This window comes from Lelliottia sp. 489 (assembly GCF_050435885.1).
Lineage (GTDB): Bacteria > Pseudomonadota > Gammaproteobacteria > Enterobacterales > Enterobacteriaceae > Enterobacter > Enterobacter nimipressuralis.
On sequence record NZ_JBNDLC010000002.1, the window covers coordinates 624337 to 650882 of the forward strand.

A 26546-nucleotide genomic window follows, 5' to 3' on the forward strand; every position below is an offset into this window, starting at 1 on the left:
AAAAGGATCCAACAGGTGCGAATTGCCACCATAACCAACTGGGCCTACGGCGTCACGGTGTGTCTGACTCTCGCTTCCGGCGTGGTCATGCTGCTGGCCTCAAATGCCGATAACGCCGAGCGACAGGCCGTTGAACAGCGCCAGATATTTGATCAGCTGACCGAAGAGGTCGAAACGGATGCCTGGGCGCTGTCGGATTTGGCACGCCTGTATGTCATCAATAAAGATCCCGATGCCCTGAAGGACTATCAGCAAAAAGAACAGTCCCTGAAGGTCATTGAGCACCGGCTCTCCCGACTCAAAGATAACGGCGCGACCGGCGAAGAGCTGGCGCTGCTGCATGAAGGGTTACAGGTGGTCGATGAGCTACAAGATGAGCAGCAGGCGGCGCTCGCCAGCATGGCGCGCGGCGATGAGAGACAGGCCGTGATTCTGCTTTACAGTAAGCCCTACGAGCAGGAGCTGGAGCGGGTGCAGAATCAGATCGACCAATTCCGCCTGATGCTGGATCGCCGCGCCCACAACGCCGTGGAAGAGGCGACAAAAAAGTCCCGCATTCTGCGCACCCTGTCAGAAGTGATGGTCGGCCTGACCGCCCTGCTCTTTTTGTTTGTGATGGGCTTTATTTTAAAGCGCCGCGTGTTGCGCCCGGTGGTGCGTCTGAGCGATGTCGTGCATCGCCTCGCATCGCAGGATTACGCGGTGGAGACGCCAAACTTTAGCCAGATCGATGAGATCGGCGATATGGCCCAGGCGATCCGCATTTTCCGCGAAAACGGCCTGGTGCGGCAGCAGCTGGAAAAAGAGCGCGACGCGGACTGGGCAATTCGCGAACTGCTGGCGCGTATGACGCAGCGGCTGCAGGGCTGTGAGAATTTCACCGACGTGATTAACGTCGCCCAGCTGTTTGCGCCGAATATCGCGCCGGGCATTAGCGGGCAGCTGTATATCCTCGATCGCGATCCGTGGCAGATGCGCTGTGTCGCCCAGTGGCTGACGCCTGAGGAGAAACATCCCCCCTTCCATCCTGATGATTGCTGGGCCGTGCGTCGCGGCCAGAGCCATCCGCCGGTCAACGGTGAGCCGGATATCGCCTGCTATCACCTGCCGGAATCGGCGGCGGATCGGTCGCTCTGCGTGCCGCTGATCGCTCAGGGCGAGGCCATCGGTTTACTCTCGTTCCAGAACATCACTCCGGAAACCGCCCCGTCCCGCGCCTATCTTGAGCTGATGGCCGAAGCGCTCGGGCTGGCGCTCGCCAACCAGCGTCTGCGCGACGCCCTGCTGGAAAAAGCGCTCTACGATCCCTTAACCGGCCTGCGTAACCGCCATCATCTTGAAGACAAAATGCAGACGCTGCTGAGCCAGGCGATGCGCAACAACGAGCCGTTGAGCTGCCTGATGATCGACATCGATCACTTCAAAAGTATTAACGATCGCTTTGGCCACGAGGCAGGCGATCAGGTGATTAAAAGCGTGGCGGCGATTGTGCAGCGTGCGGTGCATGACAACGGCATCGCCTTCCGCTACGGCGGCGAAGAGTTTCTGGCGCTGCTGACGGACACAGGCGAAGAGGGTGCTCACGCCTGCGCCACGGAGATTTACGAAGGCGTGCGCGCGCTGGCGCTGCGCTACGGTCTGGCGGAGATTGGCCCGGTCGATGTGTCGATCGGCATCGCCAGCTATCCGCAGCACGCCCAGAGCGACAACCTGCTGCGTGCGGCAGACGTGGCGCTGTATCGCGCCAAAGAGCTGGGGAGATCGCGGATTGTGAGCTTTGGGATGCTGGAGGCGGGGTGAGTCTTACCGGGCCTGGCACAGCCAGACCGAGTGCCCGCCGCACGCCGGATCCTCAAACATCACCTCAATCACAGCAAAACCGTTATCCGCCAGCCGTTGCCGGTATTCGTCGGGCGACAGGCTGGCGTGATACAGCGGCTCGCCTTCAAACTCGCCCATGGCGATCCCGTTGTCCGTGCCGCTGGTGAACATCAGCACGCTGCCAGGGCGGCTGTGGCGGGCAAAAATGGGGAACATCTGGCGCTGATCGTCAGGCGAGAGGTGGAAAAAGCTGTCCCAGGCGAGCAGCCCGTCAAAGATCTCATCGAGCGCCATCTGGCGCATATCCAGATGCAACCAGCGCTGTTCCGGAAACGCCTGTTGCGCCCGCGCCAGCATGCCGGGCGCGCCATCAACGCCCGTCAGTCGATACCCCTGGCGGATAAAATGTTCCGCTATCGGCACCCCGTTGCCGCAGCCGATATCCAGAATCGCCCCCTTGCCGCCGATCAGCCGGGTAAACTTATCGAGCCAGCCTTTTTCCATCAAATGACGCGAACGTAACCGCGCAAATGCATCGGCATGGGTGTCGTAGATAGTCAGGATATGTTTGGCAGCGGCATCAGACATCGTGAGTCTCGTGTGCAGAAGTTTCTGGAACGTTTATACCTTACCCGGCGGGCTGGAAACAAAAAAACCGGCGCAGATGCGCCGGTTTGTAGGGACTCAATTCATCGCTTATCAGGCGTTGGTCACCGGTTTTGACTCTGTTTTGGTCTGCGCGTTTTCCAGCATCCGACGCACCGGCACAATCAGCACCGCCAGTACCGCAGCACAGATCAGCAATGCGATGGAGCAGCGCGCGAAGAGATCCGGCAGCATATCCAGCTGATCGGCTTTCACGTGACCACCGATCAGGCCCGCCGCGAGGTTACCCAGGGCGCTGGCGCAGAACCACAGGCCCATCATCTGCCCGCGCATTCTTTCCGGAGCCAGCAGGGTCATGGTCGCCAGACCAATCGGGCTAAGGCACAGTTCGCCGAGGGTCAGCATCAGAATACTGCCCACCAGCCACATCGGAGAGACACCCGCGCCGCCGTTGCTGAGGACGTTCTGCGCCGCCAGCATCATCAGGCCAAAGCCCGCCGCTGCGCACAGAATACCGATAACAAACTTGGTCATGCTGCTCGGACGCACGCCTTTTTGCGCCATCATCGGCCAGGCCCAGCTAAAGACCGGTGCCAGCAGAATGATAAACAGGGCGTTGATCGACTGGAACCACACGGCAGGGATTTCAAAATCGCCGATCATGCGGTTGGTGTAGTCGTTCGCAAACAGGTTGAATGAGGTCGGTTTCTGCTCAAACGCCGACCAGAAGAAGGCCGCCGAAACCAGCAGGATGAAACACACCAGCAGGCGCGCACGCTCTTTGCGGTTCAGACCGGCAAAGACAAACAGCCAGATAAAGTAGAGCGCGACCGAGATAGCAATCACGTACACCAGCATGCTGGCGACCGCGACCGGGTTGATCACAATGATGCCCTGGGCAATCAGCGTGACGATCACCGCCACACCCACCGCCAGTGCCAGCAGCCAGGCGCCGACGCCGTTTTTCTTTGACACCGGGCTGTTCCAGGTGGAGTCCAGACCGACTTCGCTGTCGTAGCGTTTCATCGAAGGAACGGCAAACAGGCGGAAGATCACCAGCGCCACCAGCATCCCGATACCGCCGATACCGAAGCCCCAGTGCCAGCCGTGGGTTTTAATCAGCCAGCCGGAGATCAGCGGCGCGATAAATGAACCCATATTGATGCCCATGTAGAACAGCGAGAAACCGCCGTCACGACGCGCATCGCCTTTCTTGTAGAGCGTCCCGACCATCACTGAGATACAGGTTTTGAACAAACCGGAACCGAGGACGATAAACATCAGGCCGATAAAGAACAGGTTGTTGCCCATGAAAGCCGAGAGCGCGATGGAGAGATGGCCGAGCGCAATCAGAATCGAACCGTACCAGACGGCGCGCTGCTGCCCGAGCCAGTTATCCGCAAGCCAGCCACCCGGCAGCGCGGCCAGATACATGCTGCCTGCGAAGATCCCGACAATCGCCGACGCATTTTCGCGCGCCAGCCCCATCCCACCGTCATAGACGGTCGCGGCCATAAACAGGATCAGTAACGGACGAATGCCGTAGAACGAGAAGCGCTCCCACATTTCCGTAAAGAAGAGCGAGCCAAGCGGGTAAGGATGGCCGAAGAAAGTTCGGCTTTCTTTTTGATTAACAGTGGATTGCATAGTTCTCCCGAAGAGGTGTGTCGTGTTGCACGTCAACGCTGGATTGTTTGCTGGCCTTTCAGGTCCAGGGCCACTTCTTTACATCCAGCGAAATATTATTTAACCATTTGATAACCGGACGATGGTTTTGTCTAGTGCCCGGAGGGGGACTTTAAGATGAAAATTCGACAGATGTCTAGTTTTGTAGACTTTTTGTTTGATGGAAAGGGGGAAAGATTGACATCGTTGCAGAAGATGCGGCCTGATTTGTGCCCCAAAATAAGCCGGAATAACAGTGCATTCCCCCACTGATTTAGTCAGTCAATTCCTTAAGGAAAACAATCTGCATGAATGCATCAGAAAGAGGAAGCATTGAGCCCTCATTATTGAGGGCTCAATACAAACATCCGTTGTATAAAGTGAACTGGCCTCAGCGGAAAACGGTTGAACGCGACTGGCCGCTTAGCGCCAGGAACTGTCGCGCGCGATGGGGATTATTCAGCCATGCGGGGCCTTTAACAGGGTAGAAGGATCGTTTGAGAATTCACCGTTTTTGATTTCCCCGGCGATAAACGGCAGAGGTTTGCTAAACAGATAGCCTTGTGCGAAATCGCAGCCCAGCGCCTGAAGACTTTCCAGCTGTTCCTGGGTTTCAACCCCCTCGGCAATCGTTTTCATACTGAGGGATTTCGCCATGCCGGTGATGAGTTTAATGATATTTAGGGCGTCTCCCTGTGTGGATATCGAATTCACAAAGGATTTGTCTATTTTGATTTTATCAAAGGCAAGTCGGCTCAGGCGGGAAAGAGAGGAATAGCCCGTACCAAAATCGTCGATGGATATTTTCACGCCCAGGGCTCTGAGCTTATTAAGCGTATTCAGCGGCGTATTGTTATCCGTAAAGAGGGAGGACTCCGTCACTTCCAGCTCAAGACGGTCAGCCGCAAGCCCTGTTTCTTTCAGGATAGACATCACTATTCCTGCAAAGGTTTTGCTGCTGAGCTGCACAGGAGAAACGTTTACTGAAATTTTCACCGGAACAGCCCAGGAAGCCGCTTCCCGACAGGCCATTTCAAGCACAGATTTGCCCATCTCGCTAATCATTCCGGTTTTTTCAGCAACAGGAATAAAAGTATCTGGCGACAAAAGACCTTTACGCGGATGCATCCAGCGAATAAGGGCTTCATAGCTGTAAATTTCCCGACTGTACGAATCAACAATCGGTTGATAATAAACCACGAATTCTTTATTCACTAACGCCAGCGCCATATCATGCTCAAGCGTTCTGCTTTCCAGCAGCTTATCTAACATGCGCTGGCGGAAGACTTTAATTTTGCCAGCGCCTTCATTTTTGGCTTCATAAAGGGCCAGATCAGCAAATTTATAGAGATAGTCGGAACGGCGCTCAGTATCTGAGTTAACAATGCCCACACAGGTGGTTATATTTATAACCGCGCTATAAATCGTGTAGGGCTGGTTAATACAATCACATATCTTTTGCGCCATCGAAACAGCCTGACTTTCTGCCAGATCGCTTGTGAGAAAGGCAAACTCATCGCCCCCTAAGCGATAGAGCATATCCGAAGGAAGCCCCATCGAAATAAGTCGCTGAGCGATCAGACGCAATAACATATCACCGGCATCATGACCATAGGTGTCATTGACCTCTTTGAATCGGTCTAAATCAAACAACATCACGGTCACAGAGCTTTTATTAGCGTCTGCCAGCTTGATGGTTTTGTTTAAATTATCCCAGAAAAACAGTCTGTTACTCAGCTCTGTGAGCGGGTCATGGTAGACGTCATACTCCAGCTTGGTATTCTGGATTTGCAGTTTTTCTTTAGATTCCTGAAGCTCTCCAGCGAGACTCTTAACCTGAATATGCGCTTTGAGAATATTTCTGTTTTGATAAAAAATCAGCACACCCAGTATCGCACTCAGTATTATCAAAAGAACTGAAATCGCTGAATAAATAGAGTACAGCGTTTGAATTTTACTGTTGGCGTTGTTAATCAGGTTAAGATCTTTGTTCAACGCACCGGATGAAAGGCGGCTTAATGGTCCATCAAGCGAATACATTACCCGTAGATATTTCTGGAGTTCTGGACGGGTCATTGTCTCAAGATGCGTATCCAGATAATTAAGGGTATTGTCGAGTTTTACAGCAAGTTCATGAAGTGATTCATTGCTATTTATATACTGCCCTAAATCTCCCTGCTTTAATAAATCACTCTGGCTGAGCATAATGTCGAGGTGTAGGCGCACATCGTCGAGTGTCATCGACTCATCAATAGTGTAAAGACTGAGCCATGATTCGAACCGATAATACTCCGAGACCAGCTGTCCAGCAGACCATGAACTGGCGTAGTGCGTCAGTTTCTGCAATTCCTGCTGTCTTTCGTGCACAAGAAAAGAGATATATCCTGTAGATATAAAAAGAGAGAATATTATGGCAGCCAGTATTCTGTTCATGTTGTTCTTCTGAAATCCTACTCAATGCTCATTTTGCTGACCTGCCATGCTGACCTTGAATAAAACACCTGATTATTCAGCTCAGGTTCGCTGTCATAGGGATAGACGATGAATAGCGGACCTTTGTCGCGAACCCGCATGTATTCGCCATTAATTTTTAAGGCAAGAATCACATTGTATTTTTGGAAGTCACTGAGAGGTATAACGGTGGTGTAGTCATTCAGTGCAGTAACCTTAACGATAGAGCCTTTGGCGCCTACGTAATCCATGAGTTTTTTCAGCGGAATACCCGTAAAGGTTGTGCGCCCATTGTACCAGGGAGAGGCGGTCTGGAAACTGACCATACCCAGCTTTTCAAGGCTGGCGACATCAAAAACGGCTTTGCCCTCTTCGTTTGTATTTTCGATATTACCTGACATGGTTAAAAGGACTTTCCCGGTAGGTTTGGGAAGCTCCCCCGCGATAGCCTGCGACGCAATCACTAAGCTGAACAACATGACAATTAACTTCATTTTATCTACCCATCCGTCAAATATAAAAGAATTATAATTTAGTTATTATGCTATTTATACATGCTGTCTGGAGAATAACAATGCATTAAGAAAATTATAATTTAATGCATAAAATCAATGTGTTATGAAATTTTAGTTGTTTAGTGATGATTAATCAAGGTTGATACTGTTATTTTAAGTGCATTAAATCTAACCATGTCTGTACAAACAATAATCTATGTGTTTGGTTAGCGCAAATAAACCCACACAAATATTAATGCTTAGTGTTTGGTGCAGGCCCAGGGCCGTGTTGTGGTAAAGAGAGAGGGCTTTGATGCAAGCCTGACATTTGTCAGTTTGTTGGATAAAATTCCACATTATTGAGTAAAAATGTCTGGCTGACTTCTGACTCGCTAGCAACAAAGCCTTTATCAACGGCAGTTCCGGCTGAACGACAGGTGCATTCAGTTACCTGTCCACGCAGGAGTGGCTGACACGCCCCCTCTCCTGACACGATCAAGGCTGCTCCCCTGGCGGAAATCCTGCGTCATTTTTTCGGGCAGGAGAGCACGACAAGATTGCGCAACCGGGTCTGGTCTTCTGACATATTTCACCTTTATTTGCTCCGGTATAAGGAGGAACGACTGTGGCAAATGCGTTTGTTTCCTAAAGGCTTTGGGACTCATAATCATCATTCATAGACGAAAAATCTTATGCTAACATCTTATTTATAAATGGGAATCAAAGGTTAAAAGATGAAAAATACCACGCCACATTATACGTCTGTTGATTTATCTCGTTGGGCAAGGAGGGAGCATTTTGAGATATTTCAGACGTTCGCTCAGTCGACCTTTAATCAGACTGTTCAATTAGACATTACGGCGTTGCTAAAACATATTAAAGAGGCTGGCTGGAAATTTTATCCGACGATGATTTTCCTCATTTCCAAAATAGTAAATCGGCATCCGGAGTTCCGTATGGCGATGAAGGACAATGAGCTTGTCGTATGGGATGAAGTTCATCCAAACTATACCATTTTCCATAATGAAACAGAGACCTTTTCATCATTATGGAGCCATTACGATGGCAATATTCATCACTTCCAGAAAGTATATTCAGAAGACATGGCTCGCTACAGCAATAATACTGCTTATTGGCCTAAGGAAGAGTCGCGGGAAAATATATTTTTCATATCCGGTATTCCCTGGGTAACTTTTACCAGCTTTAACGTCAATGTGGCTAATATGAAGAACTTTTTTGCCCCTATGTTCACGCTTGGAAAATACTTCGAACAAGATGGCAAAGTATTGTTGCCTTTCGCCGTTCAGGTGCATCACTCCGTATGCGACGGTTTCCATATAGCAAGACTGGTCAATGAGTTACAAGAACTCTGTGACGACTTGCAGCACCACCCAGAAAATTCAAGTGATTGATAGTAATCATATTTTCGCATTCGTCTTTATCCGAGATGGACAGCAGGAATCGCTGCTATTTCTGCTGAAAGCGAGGAGCAGACCTAAATTCCTCGCATCCATTGACTGAAAATCATCTGACTCACTTTAGCAGCAGGCGTAATCCCAGAAAGGCCATAACACCGCCGCTGAGTTTATCTATAAATTTACGGTATTTAATGTAAGCCAGACGCGGCCCGTCAGATGATAATAAGCACGCGACAATCGCATACCACAGTACATCAATAACGAATGCCATTAAGGGCAGGATGATGTACATAGCAGGCTGAATATTTTTGCTAAGGGCTGCGGAAAAGATACTGGCAAAGACCAGCGCAGTATGAGGATTGCTGATTTGCGTCAATACGCCTGTCAAAAAAGCTTTTGAGGCGCTGACCTCATCTATCGCGGCGGAATCGATAACCCGGTTTGAAGGGCGACGAAGAATTTTCAACGCCAGCCATAAAAGATAACAACCGCCGGCAACTTTAAGGGCTGTGTAAAGTGAGGGAACCAATGTCAGCAGGGTGTGAAGGCCCGCTAACGCTATGACAGCAAATATAAGCGCTCCAAAACCGAGACCTGCCGCAACAGATAACGCCACGCGTCTCGAACTGGACATCGCAGTGCGGGCAACAAGAAGAAAGCTGACGCCCGGGCTCATTGCGCCAAAAAGAATAGCAACACCAATAGCAGAAAGTGCAATCAATTCATTGATCATTCATTTTCCCCATCATGACTCATTATCAGCCCGTTCGCTCATCATGCGAACCGGACACCGCTGAACCGCTCCCGATTAAGACCATAACACGATGTCATCAGCCTCTGCCCCTGAAACGAAGCGAAAATTGAACAACAAAATATCAGCGCACCACCCTCTCCTGCACCCGAACAGATACTTCGTGTCGCCCTGATAAGGAAAATGATTGCAGGACCGTGACAAATGAAAAATACGATCTAAGATTTTGGGGAAGAAAGCTGATTACATGGAGTTTCTGATGACTATTATTGTGGTGACAGTTCTGTTCTCCCTGCTCATTGTGCTGGGGCTAAAATACATCCTGGTGCAGTTAATGAATGCCTGGTGTGATCCTGATGGTCATTAAGCAGTAGTAAACACACTGCCCCGGCGCGAACCCGTAATACCGTCTCATCCGTGGTTCGCGCTGGGAACGCATCCTGACTCACTTCCCCCCTGCTCATCTCCCCTCCCCAGCAAATCTGGCTTGACGCACTGCGCGAACACAATTTTATGGCGTAAATCGACAGCACTTTCCGGCTTGACCTGAAGCTAACTTGAGCTTTTAAGATGCTTATCTGGAACTCAGACAGAAGGACTCGGTTTATGAAACAGGTGGACGTTGGATTTACCCACGTGGCGTTTGTCGTCAGGGATTTGGATAAGAGTATTGATTTCTATCACCGTTACGCCGGAATGGAGGTTGTTCACAGACGCGAACCTGATGTGGCAGAGGCACGCCAGGTGGCATGGCTCAGCGATCGAACGCGTCCATTTGCACTGGTCCTCGTACAGGCGGATGTCGTGACTGATACCCCTTTGGGAAGTTTTGGTCATCTTGGCGTCGCTTGCTCAAGCATCGAAGCAATCGATCAAAAAGTGGCGATGGCGCGAGCAGAGGGTGTGTTGCGAAAAGAACCGGTTCAGGCTGGTGATCCGGTGGGATATTTTGTCTTTTTCGCTGACCCTGACGGCAATACGTTAGAACTTTCCTATGGGCAAAGAGTTGGGCTGGAAGCTTCTGGAACGCACACTGAACTCAAAAGTAACCTGACAGGCCAGTAATTACAGCGCTAACATCCTGGCTCCTGCATCGTTTAAACGCAAGATGACCGCTGGCTATCAATGCACCTCTCGTGCCGGTTTAACGAGCAAGGCGCCAGGATGAATGATTGCCTTTAAAATGAAGGATAAACAGGGCGCTCATCAATTTTAGCGCACACGGACAGTTTCTCTTCGCCCGCATATTGAAACCCAAATGAGTCACTGGATATTGAGTGGAAAAGCGTATCGCCATTCGCAAAAGGGATGATTTCGGTATCACCAGCGCGTTTATGACCTGCCCCCGTTTCGAAGTTTCCTTTCCACCTTTCCTGCGTGTGACCGTAGACGTGAAGAATGATCTCCACCAGACCACGTTGTGGGCAATTAAGGCGTAAAAAGGTGGAGGAGAAATTTAAGGCATTTGCAAAGCAGGAGAATGACAGAAGGCAAAACAGTAAAGCTCTTAAAAACATAATACCGATATAGGCTCGTTCAAATTTGAATAACAATTTAGCTTAAGTTGCTAATGTTGACATTGCCCTGGATCAATATCACATAATTTTCAACAAGATAGATTATTTGGCGCGGTTTGCCTTCTGGTTAGCAGCGGGTTTTGCTAATAAGCCGCTTAAGTGTGCTGCTCGGATGTTCAAAAAGGACAGCAGAAACATAAGCCCTGGACGTAATATCTCCATGAGAAAGAGCCTAACTCCAATAGGCATATAAAAGGGTTTCGCCGCTCTTGCAACAACTGCTGATACCGCTGCTATGAACATTTGATCGTGGGCTTTTTACCCGTTGTCTCATGCCGATACCTGGCGCCTGAAATCTCGACTACTTTGACAATAAGCTCTCTAACCACTCGGTAAATATTCGCACCTTGCGCGAAAGATGACGGTGTGGATAGAGAAGTGACAATTTGCGGTCTGGGGAGGGATTGCGCGGTAATACCTCGACAAGTTGGCCGCTATCAATGTAAGGCTTTAAAAATACAGTCATTCCTTGAACTAACCCCAGTCCTGCCAGGCCAGCAGAGACATATGCCTGGGAATTATCCACGATAAGCTTACCCGGTAGTGTCACTTCAGCAGTCCCTTCAGGCGTCGTAAAAGTCCAGGGCATAATTTGCCTGCTGCTACTGTTTATCCAGTTAATAACCTGATGCTCCCGCAAATCCTCGAGCGATTCTGGCATCCCATGTATCGCAATATAGCCAGGGCTGGCGCAGGTCGTCATTTTGATGTCACCCATCCTGTGAGCAACGTAATCACCGTCGTCCAGTTCCCCCACTCGCAGAACGCAGTCGAGACCATCCCGTAACATATCCTGACGACGATCTGAGCTACTCAGGATAATTTCGATTTCCGGATACTGTTTATAAAAGTCAGGCAGATTCGGGATGACCAATAGCGCCGCAAGAGCGATAGGCATATCTATACGCAGCTGACCATGCAGCACGCGGTCGCTGCTGAACGACTCCAGTAATTCATCAGCCTGAGCCAGTAAAGGTTTACTGCGATGATAAAACTCTTCCCCGTCAGGCGTCAGGTTGATGCGGCGTGTTGTTCGCTGCAGCAAACGCGTACCGCTGTGTTGTTCAAGTAGCTGTAAAGCTTTGGTCACTGCGGGACGGTGAATTTGAAGGTTTTCCGCCGCCCGGGTAAAACTCCCTGACTCAACTATTTCAATAAAAATTCTAATAGATTCAAAAAGATTTATTTGCATAACGGTTTCTTATTGCAAGAGGGCTGGCAATGCTCAGCACATTCGCCACGGCTAAATTATTACTAATTTTATAACAGTGATGAACGATTTTAGCTATTTTTCTGAACAATATTCCTGCTTACACTTCCCTTCACCCGCTTCGAAATAAAAATATCAGGCTGACTCGTAAGGTCGCCGAGCTAATGTGAAGGATATTCCAACATGAAAAAAAACCGTGTCTGTCAAATTCTGGGCATCGAAAAACCTGTCATTCAGGGGCCGCTATCCTGGCTGACCGATGCCCGTTTAGTCGCCGCCGTAAGTAACGCTGGCGGTCTGGGTGTGCTGGGACCTAATGCCGGTTTAACCGCTGAGACCGCGGTTTCTACTCCTGAAGAGACCGCAGAAAAAATGCGCGCAGAAATCCGCAAAACGAAAAAACTTACCGAAAAGCCCTTCGGTGTAAATCTGATCCCCACTCCTGAAAACGACGTCTGGACTCCACCTATATTGCAGGTGCTAAAAGAAGAAGGCGTGAGAACTGTGGTTTACACCGGTTACGGTGAAGGTGCCGTCATACCGGCGTTGTTCGACGAATTAAAAGCGGCAGGTATTGTCGTCATTTACCGGGATATCAATCCAACCCCTGAAAACACCCGTCTTGCTGAAGCAGCCGGGGCCGATATTATTGTTGCGACGGGTTTTGACGAAGGGGGAACTCTGCCAGGCACTGCGCTGGGCACCTTTTCAATCGTGCCGCTGATTGCCGATGCCGTAACAAATATTCCGGTGATGGCCGCGGGCGGCATTACCGACAGTCGCACTGCAGAAGCGGCTCATGCACTTGGCGCTGAAGGTGTGTTTGCCGGTTCAGTCTTTATCGGGACCGAAGAAAGTCGCGTACCGAAATCGGTCAAAGATAAAATTGTTGATGCCAACGGGCTGGATTTGCTGTTGTACCGTACCCTTCCGCACTACTACCGCTCACTGCCGGGCAAGCTTTCAAAAACGCTCGTCTCGATGGACAAAACAGGCGCAAGTAATGAGGAGCTGGGGAATGCGATGGGCGGGTTGCGCGGCCTGCGAATCGGCATGCTGGAAGGTAACACCGATGAAGGTTACATCTCGCTCGGAACGGGCATTGGAAACATTCGCAGCATTAAAAGCGTCGCGGATGTCGTAAATGAATTAACCGTGGGTGGATGAAATACCACGCGATGAATCAGCATCAGGCAGTCCACGACTCATGTGGGCTGCCTGACCCTTCGGCAGACTTCCTTTGGTGCCGTTCTTTCCTATCGTTTACTCATCGCCAGTTTGGCGGCGAACAGCAAAAACACCACCCCGGTGGTTCTGTCCATCCACTTCACCACGGCCGGCTTTTTCAGCACGCGAGACGCATAGCCCGTGGCGATAATAAGGGTTAATGACCAGAGCGTGCCTATCAACACATGAATGGAAACCAGCAAAAAGGTCCAGGCAAAGGGCGAATGCCCTGCGGGAATAAATTGGGGAAGGAATGAGACATAGAAAATGCCCATCTTCGGATTGAGCACATTACCGAGCATTCCGCGCATAAAGCCATTACCGCTGCCCGTATTCTCCCCGGCGGTGAGCGTAAATTGCTGACGCGGACGAAGCAGCAGCTGAATCCCCAGCCAGCAAAGATAGGCCGCGCCGCACCACTTCAGCAGCGAGTAGGCCACGTCAGAAACAGCCAGTAACGCTCCCAGACCAAACGCCACCAGCGCGCCCCAGATAAAACAGCCCGTATCAATACCCAGCGCCACGTGCACGGCTTTTTTACTGCCATCTGCCGCGGCGGTTCGCAGGATCAAGGCGGTGTCGAGACCGGGGGTTAGCGTCAAAAGCGTGGCGGCAAGGGTATAGGCCAGAAGGGCATCGGTGACTGACATTGTGCTTCTCCGAAAACGAAGATCCTACTGAAGATTTAACAATGCTGCAACACCCCAAAGTTCGGTAGGGACCGTCAGGCTCTGTGTCACCCTGATATGAGCTGTCAGTCAGTAAGGGGGAATACGCATGAGCGGCCATGAGGTTAGAGTCCATCATCATTTCGGCGCTTTAGGGTTTATAAGACCCTCTACGAGAGAAAAATTTTGTCGCTACCTTTGCTGGTCAAAACGATTAACAAAGAACTATTAAACACAGTGACTATATAGCCGGTAATTGTATTTCCTGCTGTTACGCTCTTATAATCTTTTTGAAGGGAATTTGGCGGGCAAGAGAAATCGACCTGGTCATTTTGTTTCTTCGGTAATTATATTCTCTGCAAGGATATGCAATGCGCTATACACCCATTTTAATTGTTCCTTTTTTAACTGCCTGTAATGTCGGTTTTATTAAATTTGATAATGACCCTCTGGTGCGAGCGACCTATGCGGCTGATGCGACAAAACATTCAGTTATTGCGGCAGGTGGAAAACCAGACAGTGAGATAAATGTTCCAGAAATCAATGGGACTTGCATTAATTACACGCTTAAGAAAGATGAAGAGACGATGCCTTTTTATGTGGCGTTCGATAAGAATGGAAAGCGAAAACATTATGGCTATATCTCCTGCCAACAGGCGAGAGCGAAGGGAGTATTTAGTCAGTAAATTTGCTTAGAATACCATTCCTCTTCTGTCGAAAATACAAGAAGAGGAGTGTCTTAATCATCTTGATATCAGTAGCCTGCAGCCCTGTTGGCGTCTTTGATGCGCTGATTTCTTGAATCTTTTTCGTGTTGATCGTTAGCCTGCATTATCCCACTTGCAGCATCAATCCAATCATTTGCGGTACAACCTGACAATACCATACTCAACATTAATGCAAACGCATACTTCATTTTGGCTCCATCACTCATTATTGTATAATTAGCGCCAGTTTACTACTCAATGTATTTGACGCTAATGCGGATAATTTAACAAATTATCACCTCTCGGGCAAGGTGGCCAAATTCACTGTGCCACTACATACCGAATCTGCAGACAACGCTATCTGAACATAAAAAAGCACCTATTAAGTAGATGCTTTTTTCCAAATAATATCAATTAGACTTTGCCAAGCAGAATATTCAACATACGGCGCAAAGGTTCCGCCGCGCCCCACAATAGCTGATCGCCAACCGTCAGAACCGAGTATATAGAGTCACTGTTTAGCGACATTTTCTTGTAACGGCCAATACCAACCTGCAGAGAACCACTGATATAAGCTGGGGTCAATTTACTGACACTTTCAGCCTTGTTATTGGGCACATAGTTAACCCAAGGGTGGGAATGCGTGACTAACTCTGCAAATTCGTCTTCGCTGACTTCCCGTTTAAGCTTGAGGGTGATGGCTGCACTATGGCACCGGATCACGCCGACACGAATACACAAACCATTTACCGGGATCGTACCGGGAGAAAGACCAAGGATTTTGTTCGTTTCTGCCTCACCTTTCCACTCTTCACGACTATTCCCATCCCCTAAATCGCTGTCAATCCAGGGAATGATGCTGCCCATTAAAGGTACGCCGAAATTCTGGATGGGCATGTCGGTACTGTTAATAATCTCACTGACTTTATTGACCAAAGGCAGCACTGAACCGGATGATGCCAGTTCATCCGAGGACAAATGCTTACTGATATATGCGCTTTGAGCGATTAACTCTCTGACAAATTGAGCCCCTGCACCTGATGCAGACTGATAGGTCATCACGCTCATCCATTCGATCAAGTCAGCTTTTATTAGCCCTGCCAGCCCCATAAGACTCAGCGTAATTGAACAGTTGCCGCCGACAAAAAGTTTAATTCCGTCTCTGACTGCACAGTCAATATTGGCGCGATTGACCGGGTCGAGAATAATGCAGGCTTTCTCATCCATTCGTAGTGCAGAGGCCGCATCAATCCAGTAACCTTGCCAGCCATGGTTAATCAAAGCAGGATATATTGCTTTAGTATAATCACCACCCTGACAGGTTATGATAATGTCCATTTCTGCCAGGGCATCTATGGAATTAGCATCTTTGAGTATGTAACTGACGCCACCAATGACAGGGCCTGCTCCACCCGCACTGGAAGTACTGTAAAAATGCGCAGAAATATTGTCGAAGTCGTTCTCTTCGAGCATTCGCTGTAACAATACAGAACCTACCATTCCTCGCCAACCAACGATACCAACCTGCTTCATTTGCTCAACCTTAATGACGTTATGAGAATGTTAATTAATTTTCGAAACACGTTATATCTCATCTCACACTGAAGGTCATTACGAGCTTCTTCAAATTCATTCATTATTAAAATATTTCATATGGCATCAGCGATTTTTATACTTACATTTGATACAAAATTCACATCGATTTGATATTAAGGAATAATTATGAGGCTGCCACTTCATGCAAAAGTAATAGAAGCTAAGAATACACACCAATGAGATGAGGTATGTGTCTCTCAGATGTCCATTCCAGGCACGAAGCTGATGCGATGACCGGCTTCTGGTAGAATTTCTGAGATCATGCTGTATGATAACGCCGTAATCCAGGAGAAAACGGGTGATGAGAACAACAGCGGTGTTTACCATAATGCATGCTAAATAAACACATTACTTAACTCAAACAACAGAACCCAAGGCCTGGTATAGAAATTCTCAAATATATTTTATCTTGATACTTATATAATACCTATGAGTCCAGTTGTCAGGGACTGACTTTCTTCTTTACCTCCAGGCAGCCTTATAAACAACATAGGTAATGCTCCAAAGTTAGCCGTGGTGCCTTTGAGTTCTTCAATCACCTCTTCTGTTATATCTACATATTCTTCAGAAGTGAGTACCAATGAACCATAGTTCTTGAACTGCAGCCCTTTATTTTCACTTATCTTTTTTGCAGCCTGGATAGCCTCTTTAATGATCACATTTCTTGCGGACTGTCGAGCCAACTGCAACTGTTCACACAACAACATTTGATCAGTTTCCCGATATATACTCAGTTTAGTTGCATCAAGTTTTCCATATAATTCCTTTGCTTGCTTATCTTTATTTTTAAGAAGATTTTTAACCTGTTCAAGATATATCTCCTCCTGCCGAACCAATCCTGACCCCGCCAGTAAAACCTTCATATCTATATACCCAACCTTTTGTTTGTTTCCGTCTGTATCACACCCGTTCAGTAACAAAACAAAAAAAAGCACTAAGAATATATCCGGCATGATATATTTTAATTTTCGCATGTTCTACGTTACCCTTTAACTTTGCGGTGATTATGAATTCGGATTTTACTCAGTGAGTATTTCTGGCATTGACTGTTTTGGATTAAAAACCAAAAAACAATTAAACGTTATCTTTAATCTTCATAAAATTTAAATGTTGACAGGAAGAAAAGAAATTCATGTTTGCTTTTAAACCCCATCCTCAGCCTTATTTTTGAGATTAAGTGATATATAGCTTTGTCACTTTTATTCATTCGCATCGCGATATCTTTTATTTTATCTCCAGATGACATCATTCTAATAACTTCAAGTTCGTCAGCATTCGTAATAGCTCTCGACTGTCTAAAATTTGACTGATGATAATGACTACGGGTTAAATTGTTCTCTTCAAAAGCACAGGGAGTCATGAGTTTAATCTTCAACGTTTCAATCGCCACATGCTTAGATATCATTATGGATTTAGATATCAGATTGTTATGAACGTTAATGCTGACTGAATTTAAGGGTTGAATGAAAACAATTTTTTCAATTCCCTTATTTAGTATCGAGTATAAGTTTCCGTAAATCCATGGGACGCAGCTCATTATATCAATAAATACAAAGCTGTATTTCTCAAAAGGAATATTCTGACTTACATAATCACAGGCATTCTGAACAGATACAAGCTTCACACTTTCTGCATACATGTCCTCTAATATATGTCTCACACCCTCGGCCCAGAAATTATCGGCACCAATGAATAATATTTTCATCTGAAATCCCTTTTTGATTACGCTAAGGCAGCCCTGGCAAGAGGCTGCCTTTCCCTTAATTATTTTGAGGATTTATTTTTAGAACCTGTGGCATCCTTATTCTCTTTGGGCGCTGCTGCAGGTTCAGATTTCGGGCTCGTGACAGAGATGGAAGGCAGTGGGCCAAAGTCTGCTTTAACATCTTTAAGCGCTTCTGTGACCTTAACCGTTAGATTGGTATCGTCTGCCGACGCAAGGATCAGGGAGCCATCCATTACGATACGTAGCCCTTCCTGTTGCCTGACCTTATCCGCCGCCTGACGGGCCTCCGACAAGATGCTGTTTCTGGCAGACTGGCCCGCTTCTGTCAGCACGCGACGAAGCATAATTTGATCGGCCTGGCGCGCTTTTTCTCTCTGCTCTTTGTCCATTTTTTCATAAAGTTTCCCGGCCTCGGTTTCGGCCTTTTTCAACGCATCAACAACCAAATCCATGCGCTCCTTTTCCTGCTGCGCCAGTCCTGACATTGACAAGACTGCTGCCAGGTCAACATAAGCAACATCATTCCCTTTTTTCTTCATATCACATCCTCCCAGCAGCACCACAGACAGTGCCATAATGATCATATAAAACGTAAAAAACTGACGGGTTTGCTCTCTCATTCTTTAGATCTTCCTTTAAATACGGTTGTAGAGGGCAGGCCTTCCCTGCGGCCTGCCCGGATTATGTTTAGAAGCTCACCTTCAGACCCAGCATGGCACTGCTGTCGCTGTAGCCTTTGTCTCCCACCTGTTGAGCAACGTTACCCCACAGGTTGACATTTCGACTCAGTTGGCCGTCCACACCAACCTTCAGCTCGCCAACGTTACGGGTGCCAGCCTGGTTCACGCGCACGCCATTCAGGGTGGCGCCGAACGTCTCTGTGTTGTGGATCCAGTTAGCTTCAACAAACGGCTCGAAGGTTCGCTCTTTTCCATCGTCCAGAGCACTATGTCCTTTGATGAATGCGCGGGCCCCTAAGCGAGTCTGAATATTCCCGTCCCCTTCACCAGATACTCGGGTACCGTTACTTTCAGTAATGTCGTCGGCCTTAACGCCCATCCAGATAACCTGGGCTTTAGGCTGAATGTAGTAAGCCGTCCGCTCATCACGTTCACCCAGTTTCCAGGTATATCCTCCTTCAACCGATGCCGTGAAACCTTTCGATTTGTAGCTTTCGCTGCCGGCAGACTTTCCGCTTACGGTATTATCAAACCAGTTGTACAGCAGCCAGGTATCTACCCAGGCACCGGTCTTGGATTCGTTATCCTGAAGCCAGGTACCGTACAGGCCAGCACTGTAACCACTGATACTGCCATCTGCCCGGTTACCGTTAACGTGGTTACGCGCGTTGCTCTTCTGGTTTGCATAGCCCGCCATTACGCCGAGGTGATAGCGGTTTTCACCGTCGTCACTCCATTGCGCAATGTCCCCGCCCATCTGCATCACATATCGGTTCGACTGGGTGTTCAGCTGTCCACTGCTGTCCTTCGAGCGAGTGTGACCACCGACGTTACGCAGCCACATACTGGTGACCTTTTTCTCGCCTGTAAGAGCATCAACGTAGTGAGTTTCGCCCAGACGATCGTGAAGCCTGTGTGTGAACAGTGTGTTAGCGGCAGCCATATTTACACCATACAGACCCGCTTCAGGGCGGACCCAACCAGGCTTAGTCTGGTTGCCGGTATCCGTACCTGTTCCAGAATCAGTATCCGGGTCTGTCCCTGGTTCAGGATCTGGATCCGGGTTGACGGGATCAACCGGCGTTGTATCACCGCTAACCAGATACCAGTTTCCACTTTTACTGCCCTGGCCACGGGTCAGAACATAATCGTAAGCCCCGGCCACAATACGTCTGGACTGAGTAAATTCCCCGTCCGACTTACCGCCGACCGTAATTAACTCAATCCCATTGAGGGTGGCAGCGCCACTTCCGCCCGCATTGGTAATGCTGACGGTGGTATTGCCGCTGGTTGATCCGCTAACAACCATTCGATCGGTGGCCGAATTGTCGTCACCCAGGACGGTATTAAAGTTTATGGTTCCGTTGTTACCAACATAGTCCCCAGTCACATTGAGTGTGTTCCCGGCGCTGCCGCCTGACTGACCAATCATCACCGTACTGTTGTTGGTCAGGTTGCCACCCACAGTGAATTGCAGTGGAGTAGCATTTACGACGCCATAGTCTCCCAGCACAAAAATGCCCTGGTTGATAACATCGCCTGCCGTACTGCCGTATCCCCCAAAGACCGCGCCACGAGCCACGTTTACAGCCGATGAAGCCAGCGTAACCGCGTTTTCAGCATCACCCAGGGTGAGTATGCCGAGATTAACGTTTGTATTACCGGTGTACTGCGCTGCAGACTGAGTCAGCGTCACGTTACCCCGGCCATCTTTAACCAGATCCCCTGTACCGGTGATATGGTTTTCAACCGTCCAGGCAGCCACATTGTTCAGTACCAGGCTACCGTGGTTCTCAATGTCGGCCTTACCGGTCTGCCCAGGCCCCTGAGCAGTGAGTTTTGCTCCACTCTCCACCGTAAAGAGGCCCGAGAAACCGCTGTTATCTGCTGCCAGAGTGATATCTGCACCGTCCTTAAGTACGACACCACCGTTTCCTGCCAGCGTTTTCGCCAGCGCACCTGAGACACCGTCGTTCAGCGTCAGCGTATCGTTAGCAGATGTCGTCGTGACGGTTCCACTGTTACCCAGCCCCTCTACATCGTTAAGAATGACGTTTGTGCCGCCATTCAGGGCAACATCTCCGGTATAACCAGTATTCGCGCCATCGACATGAAGTTCACCGGAAAGGACCTCCAGCTCACCCGCCCCCATCAGGGTGTTACCCGCAATTGTTCCGGCATTATTTATGCCTCCCGCCCGCTGCGCGTCGCTGAGCGTAAGATGACTGCCTTCGTTAAGTATCACTTGACTACCGGCCTCAGTATTCAATGCGCCTGCCGTCTGGGATGAACCGTTCATATCCAGCACGGAGCCTGCTGCGACGTTCATAGCTGACGTCAACCCCAGCGCATTGTCTGCATCGAGGCGCAACGTTCCGCTATCCACACGGGTGACGCCGGTGTAGTCATTGCCGCCATTCGACAGGCTCACGGTTTGGGCGCTGCCTGTATCTATGGTCAGATCGCCGCTGCCGGTCACCTTCACGCGCAGATCGGTCTGTAGCCCCTGAGCTTCTGGCCCAACCGCAAGTTTCAAGGCACTGTCGCCCGTTCCCATAAGCTCGACTTCTTTCAGACCATAGGCGATATAAAGCCCGTCGCTTGTAATACCGTCGGAACTACTTACCATCTGGTAATCCCAGGTCCCCTTCGCAACAGTGTTACCGTCCTGAACGATGTCCAGTTGCTGCACATCACTGATAACGTTGCCGTCTTCATCCACCAGGTTAAGTTGGCCGCCCGTTCCTGTGACCGCACCGTCTGCCCCGGCAAGCTGAACCAACGTAGTGGAGTCATCCTGCTCCATCAGCGATTTTTTATTGAGGCTGGCAGGAACATGGTTAATGACGCCCCCGCCCAGCGTGACCTGAACGGTACCCTTACCACCGAGATCAAGCGTGCCATCGGTAGACGTGATGATGTGATTGTCCGCAATGATATCGCCCGGCATGACGGCCCCGAACTGAACGATGCCCCCGTCAAAGGTCAGGCCGCCCAGATGCTGCTCGCCCGTACCGACAGTGACCACGCTTCCATTCCCGGCGACCAATGTGGCATTCGTCAGAGACGCGGTGTTATTACCTTCTAACTGGTAATGGCTGGTTCCGAGTTTTACGGTTCCTGCAAAATCACTCCCGGTATTGGCGGTGAAGGCAAAATCAGACTGTGAGGAATCAAGACTGACCGATACCAGACCCTGACCGGTGAGACTTGGGTCAAAGGTAAAATCTCCCGCGAGAGTTGGCTTCACTGCCAGCTCACTACCGAGCTCTATATCGACAGCACCGGCACCAGTTCCATCATCAGTAAGAACAAGCGCTTCCTCGAGGGTCAGGAGCGAGTTATTTTTCAGTGCTACACGCTCAAAATTCTGAATCGTTGACGCACTGGCCAGACGGTGCACGGCGGCATCGAACACCAGGGTGTCGTTGCTGCCTTTACCACCATCGAGCAGATTAAAGACGGCTCCTCTCCCTTTCACCGTAAAGATGTTGTCACCGCTACCGGCAATAATGCTGTCCGCACGGGCCGTACCTGTCAGGCTGACGTTATTGTTTCCGTCCCCCAGAGTGGCGGAGCCTGTCAGCGTACTGGCGTCATCGAGGTAGAGACTGTTATTGCCGTTATTGAGTGCAATAACCCCCTGGATAACACCCCCGGAACTATTGCGCATGACGGTATCGACACCGTCATCAAAGGCCATAGCCAGCGCTGTGTCTGAGGCAGCGATGATGGCACCGGTATTGATAAAAGTGCCGACCTTCGCGGCATCCACCACAGCCGTAGTGGTGGATGCAGAGCGCAGAACACCGGCCTGTTCAACCTGGTTCGCGTGATTATTCACCACCAGTGCGGACCCACCGTCTGCTGCTGTCACATTCACGTTGACAGCACTTTTCACCATCGCACCGTCTGCCGTGTTAGCCAGAATACCGGTCCCACCTTTGGCAAAGAGATTAATGGTCAGGCCAGAAGAGTTGGATAAATCCAGGTTATTATTGGTAATGCCGCCGTCCGCAGCCATGAACGCGAGTCCCGTGCCGTTTCCTGCCACGTTAATCGTGCCGCTGTTCTGTTGCGCCAGCGTGGCTGATGTCCGAACGCCTTTACCGTCCTGCACATTAATAGTGGTATTGTTGAGCTGAATACCGGCAATCTCAGCCCGGTTTTCAATCCCGTTTCCGCTTGCCCCCACGGCGTTCACATCAATTCGCGCACCGTTGACGACAAGCCCTGCGGCACCGGTATCCAGCAACACGCCGTGCGCCGTGCCCCGGCCTTCAACCACGCCCATTCCGCTACCCACTAAATCAAGGGATGCCCCCTGGCTCAGGCGGATAGCAGCCTCGCCATCAGTGGCGATAATGCTTCCCCCAGTGCTGAGCACGGTTGAGTTTGCTCCTTCAACATCCACAGCGACGCCGCTGACGGTAATATCACTAGCCTTATTTTCGAACTGTCCGCTGATGACTTTTATTCCGGTATTGCCGGTACCGGTGGTCAGATCGATATTGCCTTTGTTGACCAGCATGCCCTGATTCTGCGTGATAAATGCCGTAGCACCGGCGAGTCCGGAAGTAATATCGGCCTCGTTTGTGAGAGTCGTGCCGGTATTGGTTTCGGTTACTATGCCAGCAAGATCGTACTCATTTCCGTCAACAACGCCGACTACAGCCCCGGATCCGGTGAGATCCGCGGTCACACCCTGTGACAACGTTGCGCTGGCACCACCGGCAGCATAAACCCCCTGTGCACCGGCCCCCTGAATGGACAGATGGCTACCAGCAGCTGCATTCACCAGCGTTCCAGCCCCTGTAGCCCAGATCCCACGACCGTCTTCACCGGACACGTTGTAAGACAGTACACCCTGCTGGGAGGCTTTATCCTCGATTCTGAAGAGGGTGGAACCCTTGCCGTTAGCATCCATCACGGCGGTCGTTTGGGCATTAAGCGTGGAGCCCGCACCAGAAATCAGGAATGCGATCTGATTGGTGACAGTCGCTGAGGACGCAAACACCGGCAGCGCGGTACCTGCCAGGTTCACAGAGGCACCGTCGGTAACCTCAACGCCGATAGCCCCCTGACCTTCGAGCCTGATAGTTCCTGCGGTCATATTGACAGTAACGGCGTTACCGGAAGCCTGGATTCCCGTGGTGCGCTTATCCTTATCATCGCTGCCACCTTTAAGCGTCAGATTTCCTGTATTATTAATAGTCGTCCTCTGGTTGGTTGAACTCGCCACCAGACCCCGGCTACCGTCCTGAATAGTGATGCTGCCACTGTTGGTTCCCGTGGAGCCGTCCAGTACTTCCACACCTTTGGTATTAGACCCAGTGAAAGTAATATTTCCGGAATTAACCAGCGTGGCGCTGTTACGGGCAATGTAGCCGGTAACAAGATTTTCTGTTGAGGACAGGTTCGCTGAGGAGTCCAGTCTGGTACTGGTTTCATTGCTGGTAAATTTACCGCTAATATCGTGTCCGTCTCCGTCAGCGATAGCCGCAATGGCGCTGGCGTTATTCAATTGCAGAGAGGTTCCGCTATCAACCAGGCCAGTCGCGCCGCCTTCAACCAGTACGCCTATGGCCCCCTTACCGGAGAGATCGAGTGTAAGGCTACCCGTATTTACAGAAGTACCAGTGCCTGTCGCCACTAGAATCCGCGAATCCTCCCCGGAGGCGACCATCAATGAGCCTGGCGTAGCACTTCCGGTAAAAGTGGCTCCTCCATCCAGACGCATCAGGGTCGAGTTATCCGACGTCACATCTTGTACGCTGCTGCTGTTGTTATTAATCTGGGAACCTGTTCCATAGACGAAATAGCCAATCTGATTTTCGCCTGAGACGAAATTAACAGAGGCATTACTTGTCAAACTTATCGTTCCTGCATCGCGGGCGTGTACACCGATCGCCCCATCACCATTAAGGTTAACCTTTCCGGCAACATTAACCTGTGAACCGGCATCCTGTACCCAAACACCATAGTTTGGCAGGGCACTCTGACCTGACGATTTATTCACATTTATAACACCCTGGGAGGAAGCCTGGCCGCCTCCCATAGCTTTAATACCGACATTATTAGCCCCATTGAGGTTAATGATACCGCTATTGCTATTATTGATAGTCCCGGATGCTTTATTCTGCGTCAATATACCTATGCTTTGGCTTGGGGTAAATTTCCCACCATCTCCGTCTGAGTTGACATCGATTACACCGTTATTGACCATCTGAATATTGGCATCATCAGCCATAAAGCCATAAGCACCATTAGATGATGAACTAAGAGTTATCAGTCCGTTGTTAGTTGCGCTCCCACCAGAAATCGCACGAACTGCCGCACTTTCTGTACCCAAATAATCAGGAGTTGTACCATCTTCATTGATTCCTAATGCAATAACACCGCCTGAATCATTAATAAATGAGCCATTATTTTCCACGAGAATACTGACAACTGCGCCAGAAACTTCTTTTGATTTATTCGTATTCCAATATCCACTAACAATCCTGCCATTATTAGTTCCATTTGCCCCTGAAGTGAAATGAGCGCCATAAACCACACCATTAGCGGATTTTGAATCATATCCACTACGGGCGTTAATACTATAAAGACCATTATTAATAAAAGTCGTGCCAGAACCATGGGCATAGACAGGATAGCTAGCAAATATTCCGTTAGAAAGCGATTGTAAATCTTCACCACCTAATGATAATGTACCATTATTTTCAAAAGAGGCACCTGTTTGCAAATCAACCAACCGACCAGACCCAATGATTACACCATCATTTTTTAAACTGGCATTGTTATCAGCCACAAGATATTTGAATGTTAAAAGAGATCCAGAACTGATCTTAATATAACCAGACTTAGATACCACTGCTTTGGCATTGTCTCCTGTTGCATATATAAATGCCCCATCAGCATCACCAAGAGATGTACTATCATAACCCGCGGGATATAAAGAATAGTTATAGGTTTCTACTGTATTTTTATATGCAGCTTTAAAATAATCATCATAATTGAAGGTATAACCCGCTTTTAATTTGTTCACTAACCAATCATTGTAACTTATTAAATCATTAAGATTATTTACAGTAACATATGTGCCATCAAAAGTTTTGAACGTACCACTATAATTTGTCACGGCAGCATTGTAATATTTATTATTCCCATCTAAAGGCCAGTCCACAGTACCATTCATTAAAAATGTTTGCTTCGAATTCCAAGAAGCAGATGCAGAATTTTTTGTACCATCGACAAAAACTAACTGGCTATCTCTTACCTCACCCGTAGCATAACTGCTACCATTAAGTGAAATTTGCACATCACCATTATCAATCTTTACAAATTGAGTCTTTACGTATGTTGTCGGAGATGATTTCATAAAACCATAACCCGCACCAAAATTATAGCTATCTTCCTCTCCAATATCGGAAGAAGAATAGACACTCATAGTTGACTGAGCATTAGTTATTGGATCTATAATAGTAATAGCAGTATTTTTACCGGCTAAACTTAGTTTTAGCCCAGCATTTAATTCTTCAACTTTTGTAATGGCAACACCATTCTTGGAAACGGAATACCCATTCTGAACAACATCTTTCAGGTTTTTCAATGTAATATAAGATGAACCTGATTTGTCCCAGTCAGTGACACCAGTAACGACCCATGTATTCCCATCACTTATGGAAATAGAACCACCATAATTATTATTGTTGGAATAAGACCAAATGTTATCAAGCTGGCACTGCGATGAACTATTATCACAGTTACTGGCAAAAGCAGAAAAAGACACTCCGGCCACTGCCAGGAGAATGGCCGTCTTAACAGATTTGCAAGTAGAACTTTTGATTTTACCTTTACCTAGCTCTGAAACAACGGCAGGCTGTCCGGTCGCTCTGTTAAATATCACTTTATAAATTGCGTTCATATAAGGTCCTTACGCCCTGGGC

Annotated in this window: 19 protein-coding genes; 6 read left to right on the plus strand and 13 right to left on the minus strand. The window is 49.0% G+C overall.

The genetic code is table 11. From position 1 onward, the window contains the following. Nucleotides 1-15 precede the first annotated feature (15 nt). Nucleotides 16-1800 (plus strand): diguanylate cyclase, encoded by a 1785-nt coding sequence (locus ABIE11_RS10960; RefSeq protein WP_429184491.1) that lies wholly within the window; start codon nucleotides 16-18, stop codon nucleotides 1798-1800. A 3-nt stretch (nucleotides 1801-1803) separates the two neighbouring features. Here ABIE11_RS10960 and ABIE11_RS10965 read toward each other — a convergent pair whose 3' ends face one another. From ABIE11_RS10965 to ABIE11_RS10980, 4 genes are all read right to left on the minus strand, one after another. Then, nucleotides 1804-2409, minus strand: a complete 606-nt coding sequence (locus ABIE11_RS10965) for a class I SAM-dependent DNA methyltransferase (protein ID WP_429184492.1) — start codon at nucleotides 2407-2409, stop codon at nucleotides 1804-1806. A 111-nt stretch (nucleotides 2410-2520) separates the two neighbouring features. Then, nucleotides 2521-4074: a peptide MFS transporter gene (locus ABIE11_RS10970; protein WP_107704186.1), complete on the minus strand. Its 1554-nt coding sequence runs from the start codon at nucleotides 4072-4074 to the stop codon at nucleotides 2521-2523. Between the two features lie 477 nt (nucleotides 4075-4551). Beyond that, on the minus strand, nucleotides 4552-6525 hold the full coding sequence (locus tag ABIE11_RS10975; RefSeq protein WP_194512882.1) for a putative bifunctional diguanylate cyclase/phosphodiesterase: 1974 nt from the start codon (nucleotides 6523-6525) through the stop codon (nucleotides 4552-4554). Between the two features lie 17 nt (nucleotides 6526-6542). Continuing rightward, nucleotides 6543-7037 carry a molybdopterin-dependent oxidoreductase gene (locus ABIE11_RS10980; protein WP_181827382.1) on the minus strand — a complete coding sequence of 165 codons (495 nt, stop codon included), beginning with the start codon at nucleotides 7035-7037 and terminating at the stop codon, nucleotides 6543-6545. 734 nt (nucleotides 7038-7771) lie between these two features. Between ABIE11_RS10980 and catA the strand changes: the two genes are divergently transcribed. Next, complete coding sequence (catA, locus tag ABIE11_RS10985; RefSeq protein WP_429184493.1) at nucleotides 7772-8449, plus strand: type A chloramphenicol O-acetyltransferase; 678 nt, start codon at nucleotides 7772-7774, stop codon at nucleotides 8447-8449. 121 nt (nucleotides 8450-8570) lie between these two features. Here catA and ABIE11_RS10990 read toward each other — a convergent pair whose 3' ends face one another. Continuing rightward, the gene (locus ABIE11_RS10990) at nucleotides 8571-9188 is read right to left on the minus strand and encodes a LysE family translocator (protein ID WP_420171770.1); all 618 of its coding nucleotides are present in this window, start codon (nucleotides 9186-9188) and stop codon (nucleotides 8571-8573) included. Between the two features lie 624 nt (nucleotides 9189-9812). Between ABIE11_RS10990 and ABIE11_RS10995 the strand changes: the two genes are divergently transcribed. Continuing rightward, entirely contained in the window at nucleotides 9813-10271 is a 459-nt protein-coding gene (locus tag ABIE11_RS10995) for a VOC family protein (RefSeq protein ID WP_429184494.1), read from the plus strand. A 212-nt stretch (nucleotides 10272-10483) separates the two neighbouring features. Beyond that, on the plus strand, nucleotides 10484-10645 hold the full coding sequence (locus tag ABIE11_RS11000) for a hypothetical protein (protein WP_429184495.1): 162 nt from the start codon (nucleotides 10484-10486) through the stop codon (nucleotides 10643-10645). Between the two features lie 439 nt (nucleotides 10646-11084). Here ABIE11_RS11000 and ABIE11_RS11005 read toward each other — a convergent pair whose 3' ends face one another. Beyond that, complete coding sequence (locus tag ABIE11_RS11005) at nucleotides 11085-11975, minus strand: LysR family transcriptional regulator (RefSeq protein ID WP_429184496.1); 891 nt, start codon at nucleotides 11973-11975, stop codon at nucleotides 11085-11087. Between the two features lie 201 nt (nucleotides 11976-12176). Here ABIE11_RS11005 and ABIE11_RS11010 point away from each other — a divergent pair, with 201 nt between their 5' ends. Beyond that, on the plus strand, nucleotides 12177-13160 hold the full coding sequence (locus tag ABIE11_RS11010) for an NAD(P)H-dependent flavin oxidoreductase (RefSeq protein ID WP_429184497.1): 984 nt from the start codon (nucleotides 12177-12179) through the stop codon (nucleotides 13158-13160). Between the two features lie 89 nt (nucleotides 13161-13249). On the opposite strand, the gene ABIE11_RS11015 is transcribed toward ABIE11_RS11010, so the two are convergent. After that, a complete protein-coding gene (locus tag ABIE11_RS11015) occupies nucleotides 13250-13870 on the minus strand; it encodes a LysE family translocator (protein ID WP_181827377.1) in 621 nt (206 codons plus the stop codon). A 389-nt stretch (nucleotides 13871-14259) separates the two neighbouring features. Between ABIE11_RS11015 and ABIE11_RS11020 the strand changes: the two genes are divergently transcribed. After that, complete coding sequence (locus ABIE11_RS11020; protein WP_429184498.1) at nucleotides 14260-14574, plus strand: hypothetical protein; 315 nt, start codon at nucleotides 14260-14262, stop codon at nucleotides 14572-14574. 68 nt (nucleotides 14575-14642) lie between these two features. On the opposite strand, the gene ABIE11_RS11025 is transcribed toward ABIE11_RS11020, so the two are convergent. The 6 genes from ABIE11_RS11025 to ABIE11_RS11050 form a co-directional block, all read right to left on the minus strand. After that, the gene (locus ABIE11_RS11025) at nucleotides 14643-14804 is read right to left on the minus strand and encodes a hypothetical protein (protein WP_164971797.1); all 162 of its coding nucleotides are present in this window, start codon (nucleotides 14802-14804) and stop codon (nucleotides 14643-14645) included. 205 nt (nucleotides 14805-15009) lie between these two features. Next, on the minus strand, nucleotides 15010-16128 hold the full coding sequence (gene asd, locus ABIE11_RS11030) for an aspartate-semialdehyde dehydrogenase (protein WP_429184499.1): 1119 nt from the start codon (nucleotides 16126-16128) through the stop codon (nucleotides 15010-15012). A 479-nt stretch (nucleotides 16129-16607) separates the two neighbouring features. Beyond that, nucleotides 16608-17165, minus strand: a complete 558-nt coding sequence (locus ABIE11_RS11035) for an OmpH family outer membrane protein (RefSeq protein ID WP_429184500.1) — start codon at nucleotides 17163-17165, stop codon at nucleotides 16608-16610. A gap of 113 nt (nucleotides 17166-17278) precedes the next feature. Beyond that, nucleotides 17279-17896, minus strand: coding sequence for a helix-turn-helix transcriptional regulator (locus ABIE11_RS11040; protein WP_429184501.1), 618 nt, complete (start codon nucleotides 17894-17896; stop codon nucleotides 17279-17281). A 59-nt stretch (nucleotides 17897-17955) separates the two neighbouring features. Further along, nucleotides 17956-18537 carry a hypothetical protein gene (locus tag ABIE11_RS11045; protein ID WP_429184502.1) on the minus strand — a complete coding sequence of 194 codons (582 nt, stop codon included), beginning with the start codon at nucleotides 18535-18537 and terminating at the stop codon, nucleotides 17956-17958. Nucleotides 18538-18604: 67 nt separating this feature from the next. After that, nucleotides 18605-26524: an autotransporter outer membrane beta-barrel domain-containing protein gene (locus tag ABIE11_RS11050; RefSeq protein WP_429184503.1), complete on the minus strand. Its 7920-nt coding sequence runs from the start codon at nucleotides 26522-26524 to the stop codon at nucleotides 18605-18607. Nucleotides 26525-26546: the final 22 nt, after the last annotated feature.

Excerpts from the sequence above, each read along its gene's own strand:
- ABIE11_RS10975 (WP_194512882.1), bottom strand. The coding sequence starts at position 6,525 with ATGAACAGAATACTGGCTGCCATAATATTCTCTCTTTTTATATCTACA.
- ABIE11_RS11010 (WP_429184497.1), top strand. The coding sequence starts at position 12,177 with ATGAAAAAAAACCGTGTCTGTCAAATTCTGGGCATCGAAAAACCTGTC.
- ABIE11_RS11025 (WP_164971797.1), bottom strand. The coding sequence starts at position 14,804 with ATGAAGTATGCGTTTGCATTAATGTTGAGTATGGTATTGTCAGGTTGT.
- asd (WP_429184499.1), bottom strand. The coding sequence starts at position 16,128 with ATGAAGCAGGTTGGTATCGTTGGTTGGCGAGGAATGGTAGGTTCTGTA.
- ABIE11_RS11035 (WP_429184500.1), bottom strand. The coding sequence starts at position 17,165 with ATGCGAAAATTAAAATATATCATGCCGGATATATTCTTAGTGCTTTTT.
- catA (WP_429184493.1), top strand. The coding sequence starts at position 7,772 with ATGAAAAATACCACGCCACATTATACGTCTGTTGATTTATCTCGTTGG.
- ABIE11_RS11045 (WP_429184502.1), bottom strand. The coding sequence starts at position 18,537 with ATGAGAGAGCAAACCCGTCAGTTTTTTACGTTTTATATGATCATTATG.
- ABIE11_RS10965 (WP_429184492.1), bottom strand. The coding sequence starts at position 2,409 with ATGTCTGATGCCGCTGCCAAACATATCCTGACTATCTACGACACCCAT.
- ABIE11_RS10970 (WP_107704186.1), bottom strand. The coding sequence starts at position 4,074 with ATGCAATCCACTGTTAATCAAAAAGAAAGCCGAACTTTCTTCGGCCAT.
- ABIE11_RS11005 (WP_429184496.1), bottom strand. The coding sequence starts at position 11,975 with ATGCAAATAAATCTTTTTGAATCTATTAGAATTTTTATTGAAATAGTT.
- ABIE11_RS11020 (WP_429184498.1), top strand. The coding sequence starts at position 14,260 with ATGCGCTATACACCCATTTTAATTGTTCCTTTTTTAACTGCCTGTAAT.
- ABIE11_RS10995 (WP_429184494.1), top strand. The coding sequence starts at position 9,813 with ATGAAACAGGTGGACGTTGGATTTACCCACGTGGCGTTTGTCGTCAGG.
- ABIE11_RS11040 (WP_429184501.1), bottom strand. The coding sequence starts at position 17,896 with ATGAAAATATTATTCATTGGTGCCGATAATTTCTGGGCCGAGGGTGTG.
- ABIE11_RS10990 (WP_420171770.1), bottom strand. The coding sequence starts at position 9,188 with ATGATCAATGAATTGATTGCACTTTCTGCTATTGGTGTTGCTATTCTT.
- ABIE11_RS11015 (WP_181827377.1), bottom strand. The coding sequence starts at position 13,870 with ATGTCAGTCACCGATGCCCTTCTGGCCTATACCCTTGCCGCCACGCTT.
- ABIE11_RS11050 (WP_429184503.1), bottom strand. The coding sequence starts at position 26,524 with ATGAACGCAATTTATAAAGTGATATTTAACAGAGCGACCGGACAGCCT.
- ABIE11_RS10980 (WP_181827382.1), bottom strand. The coding sequence starts at position 7,037 with ATGAAGTTAATTGTCATGTTGTTCAGCTTAGTGATTGCGTCGCAGGCT.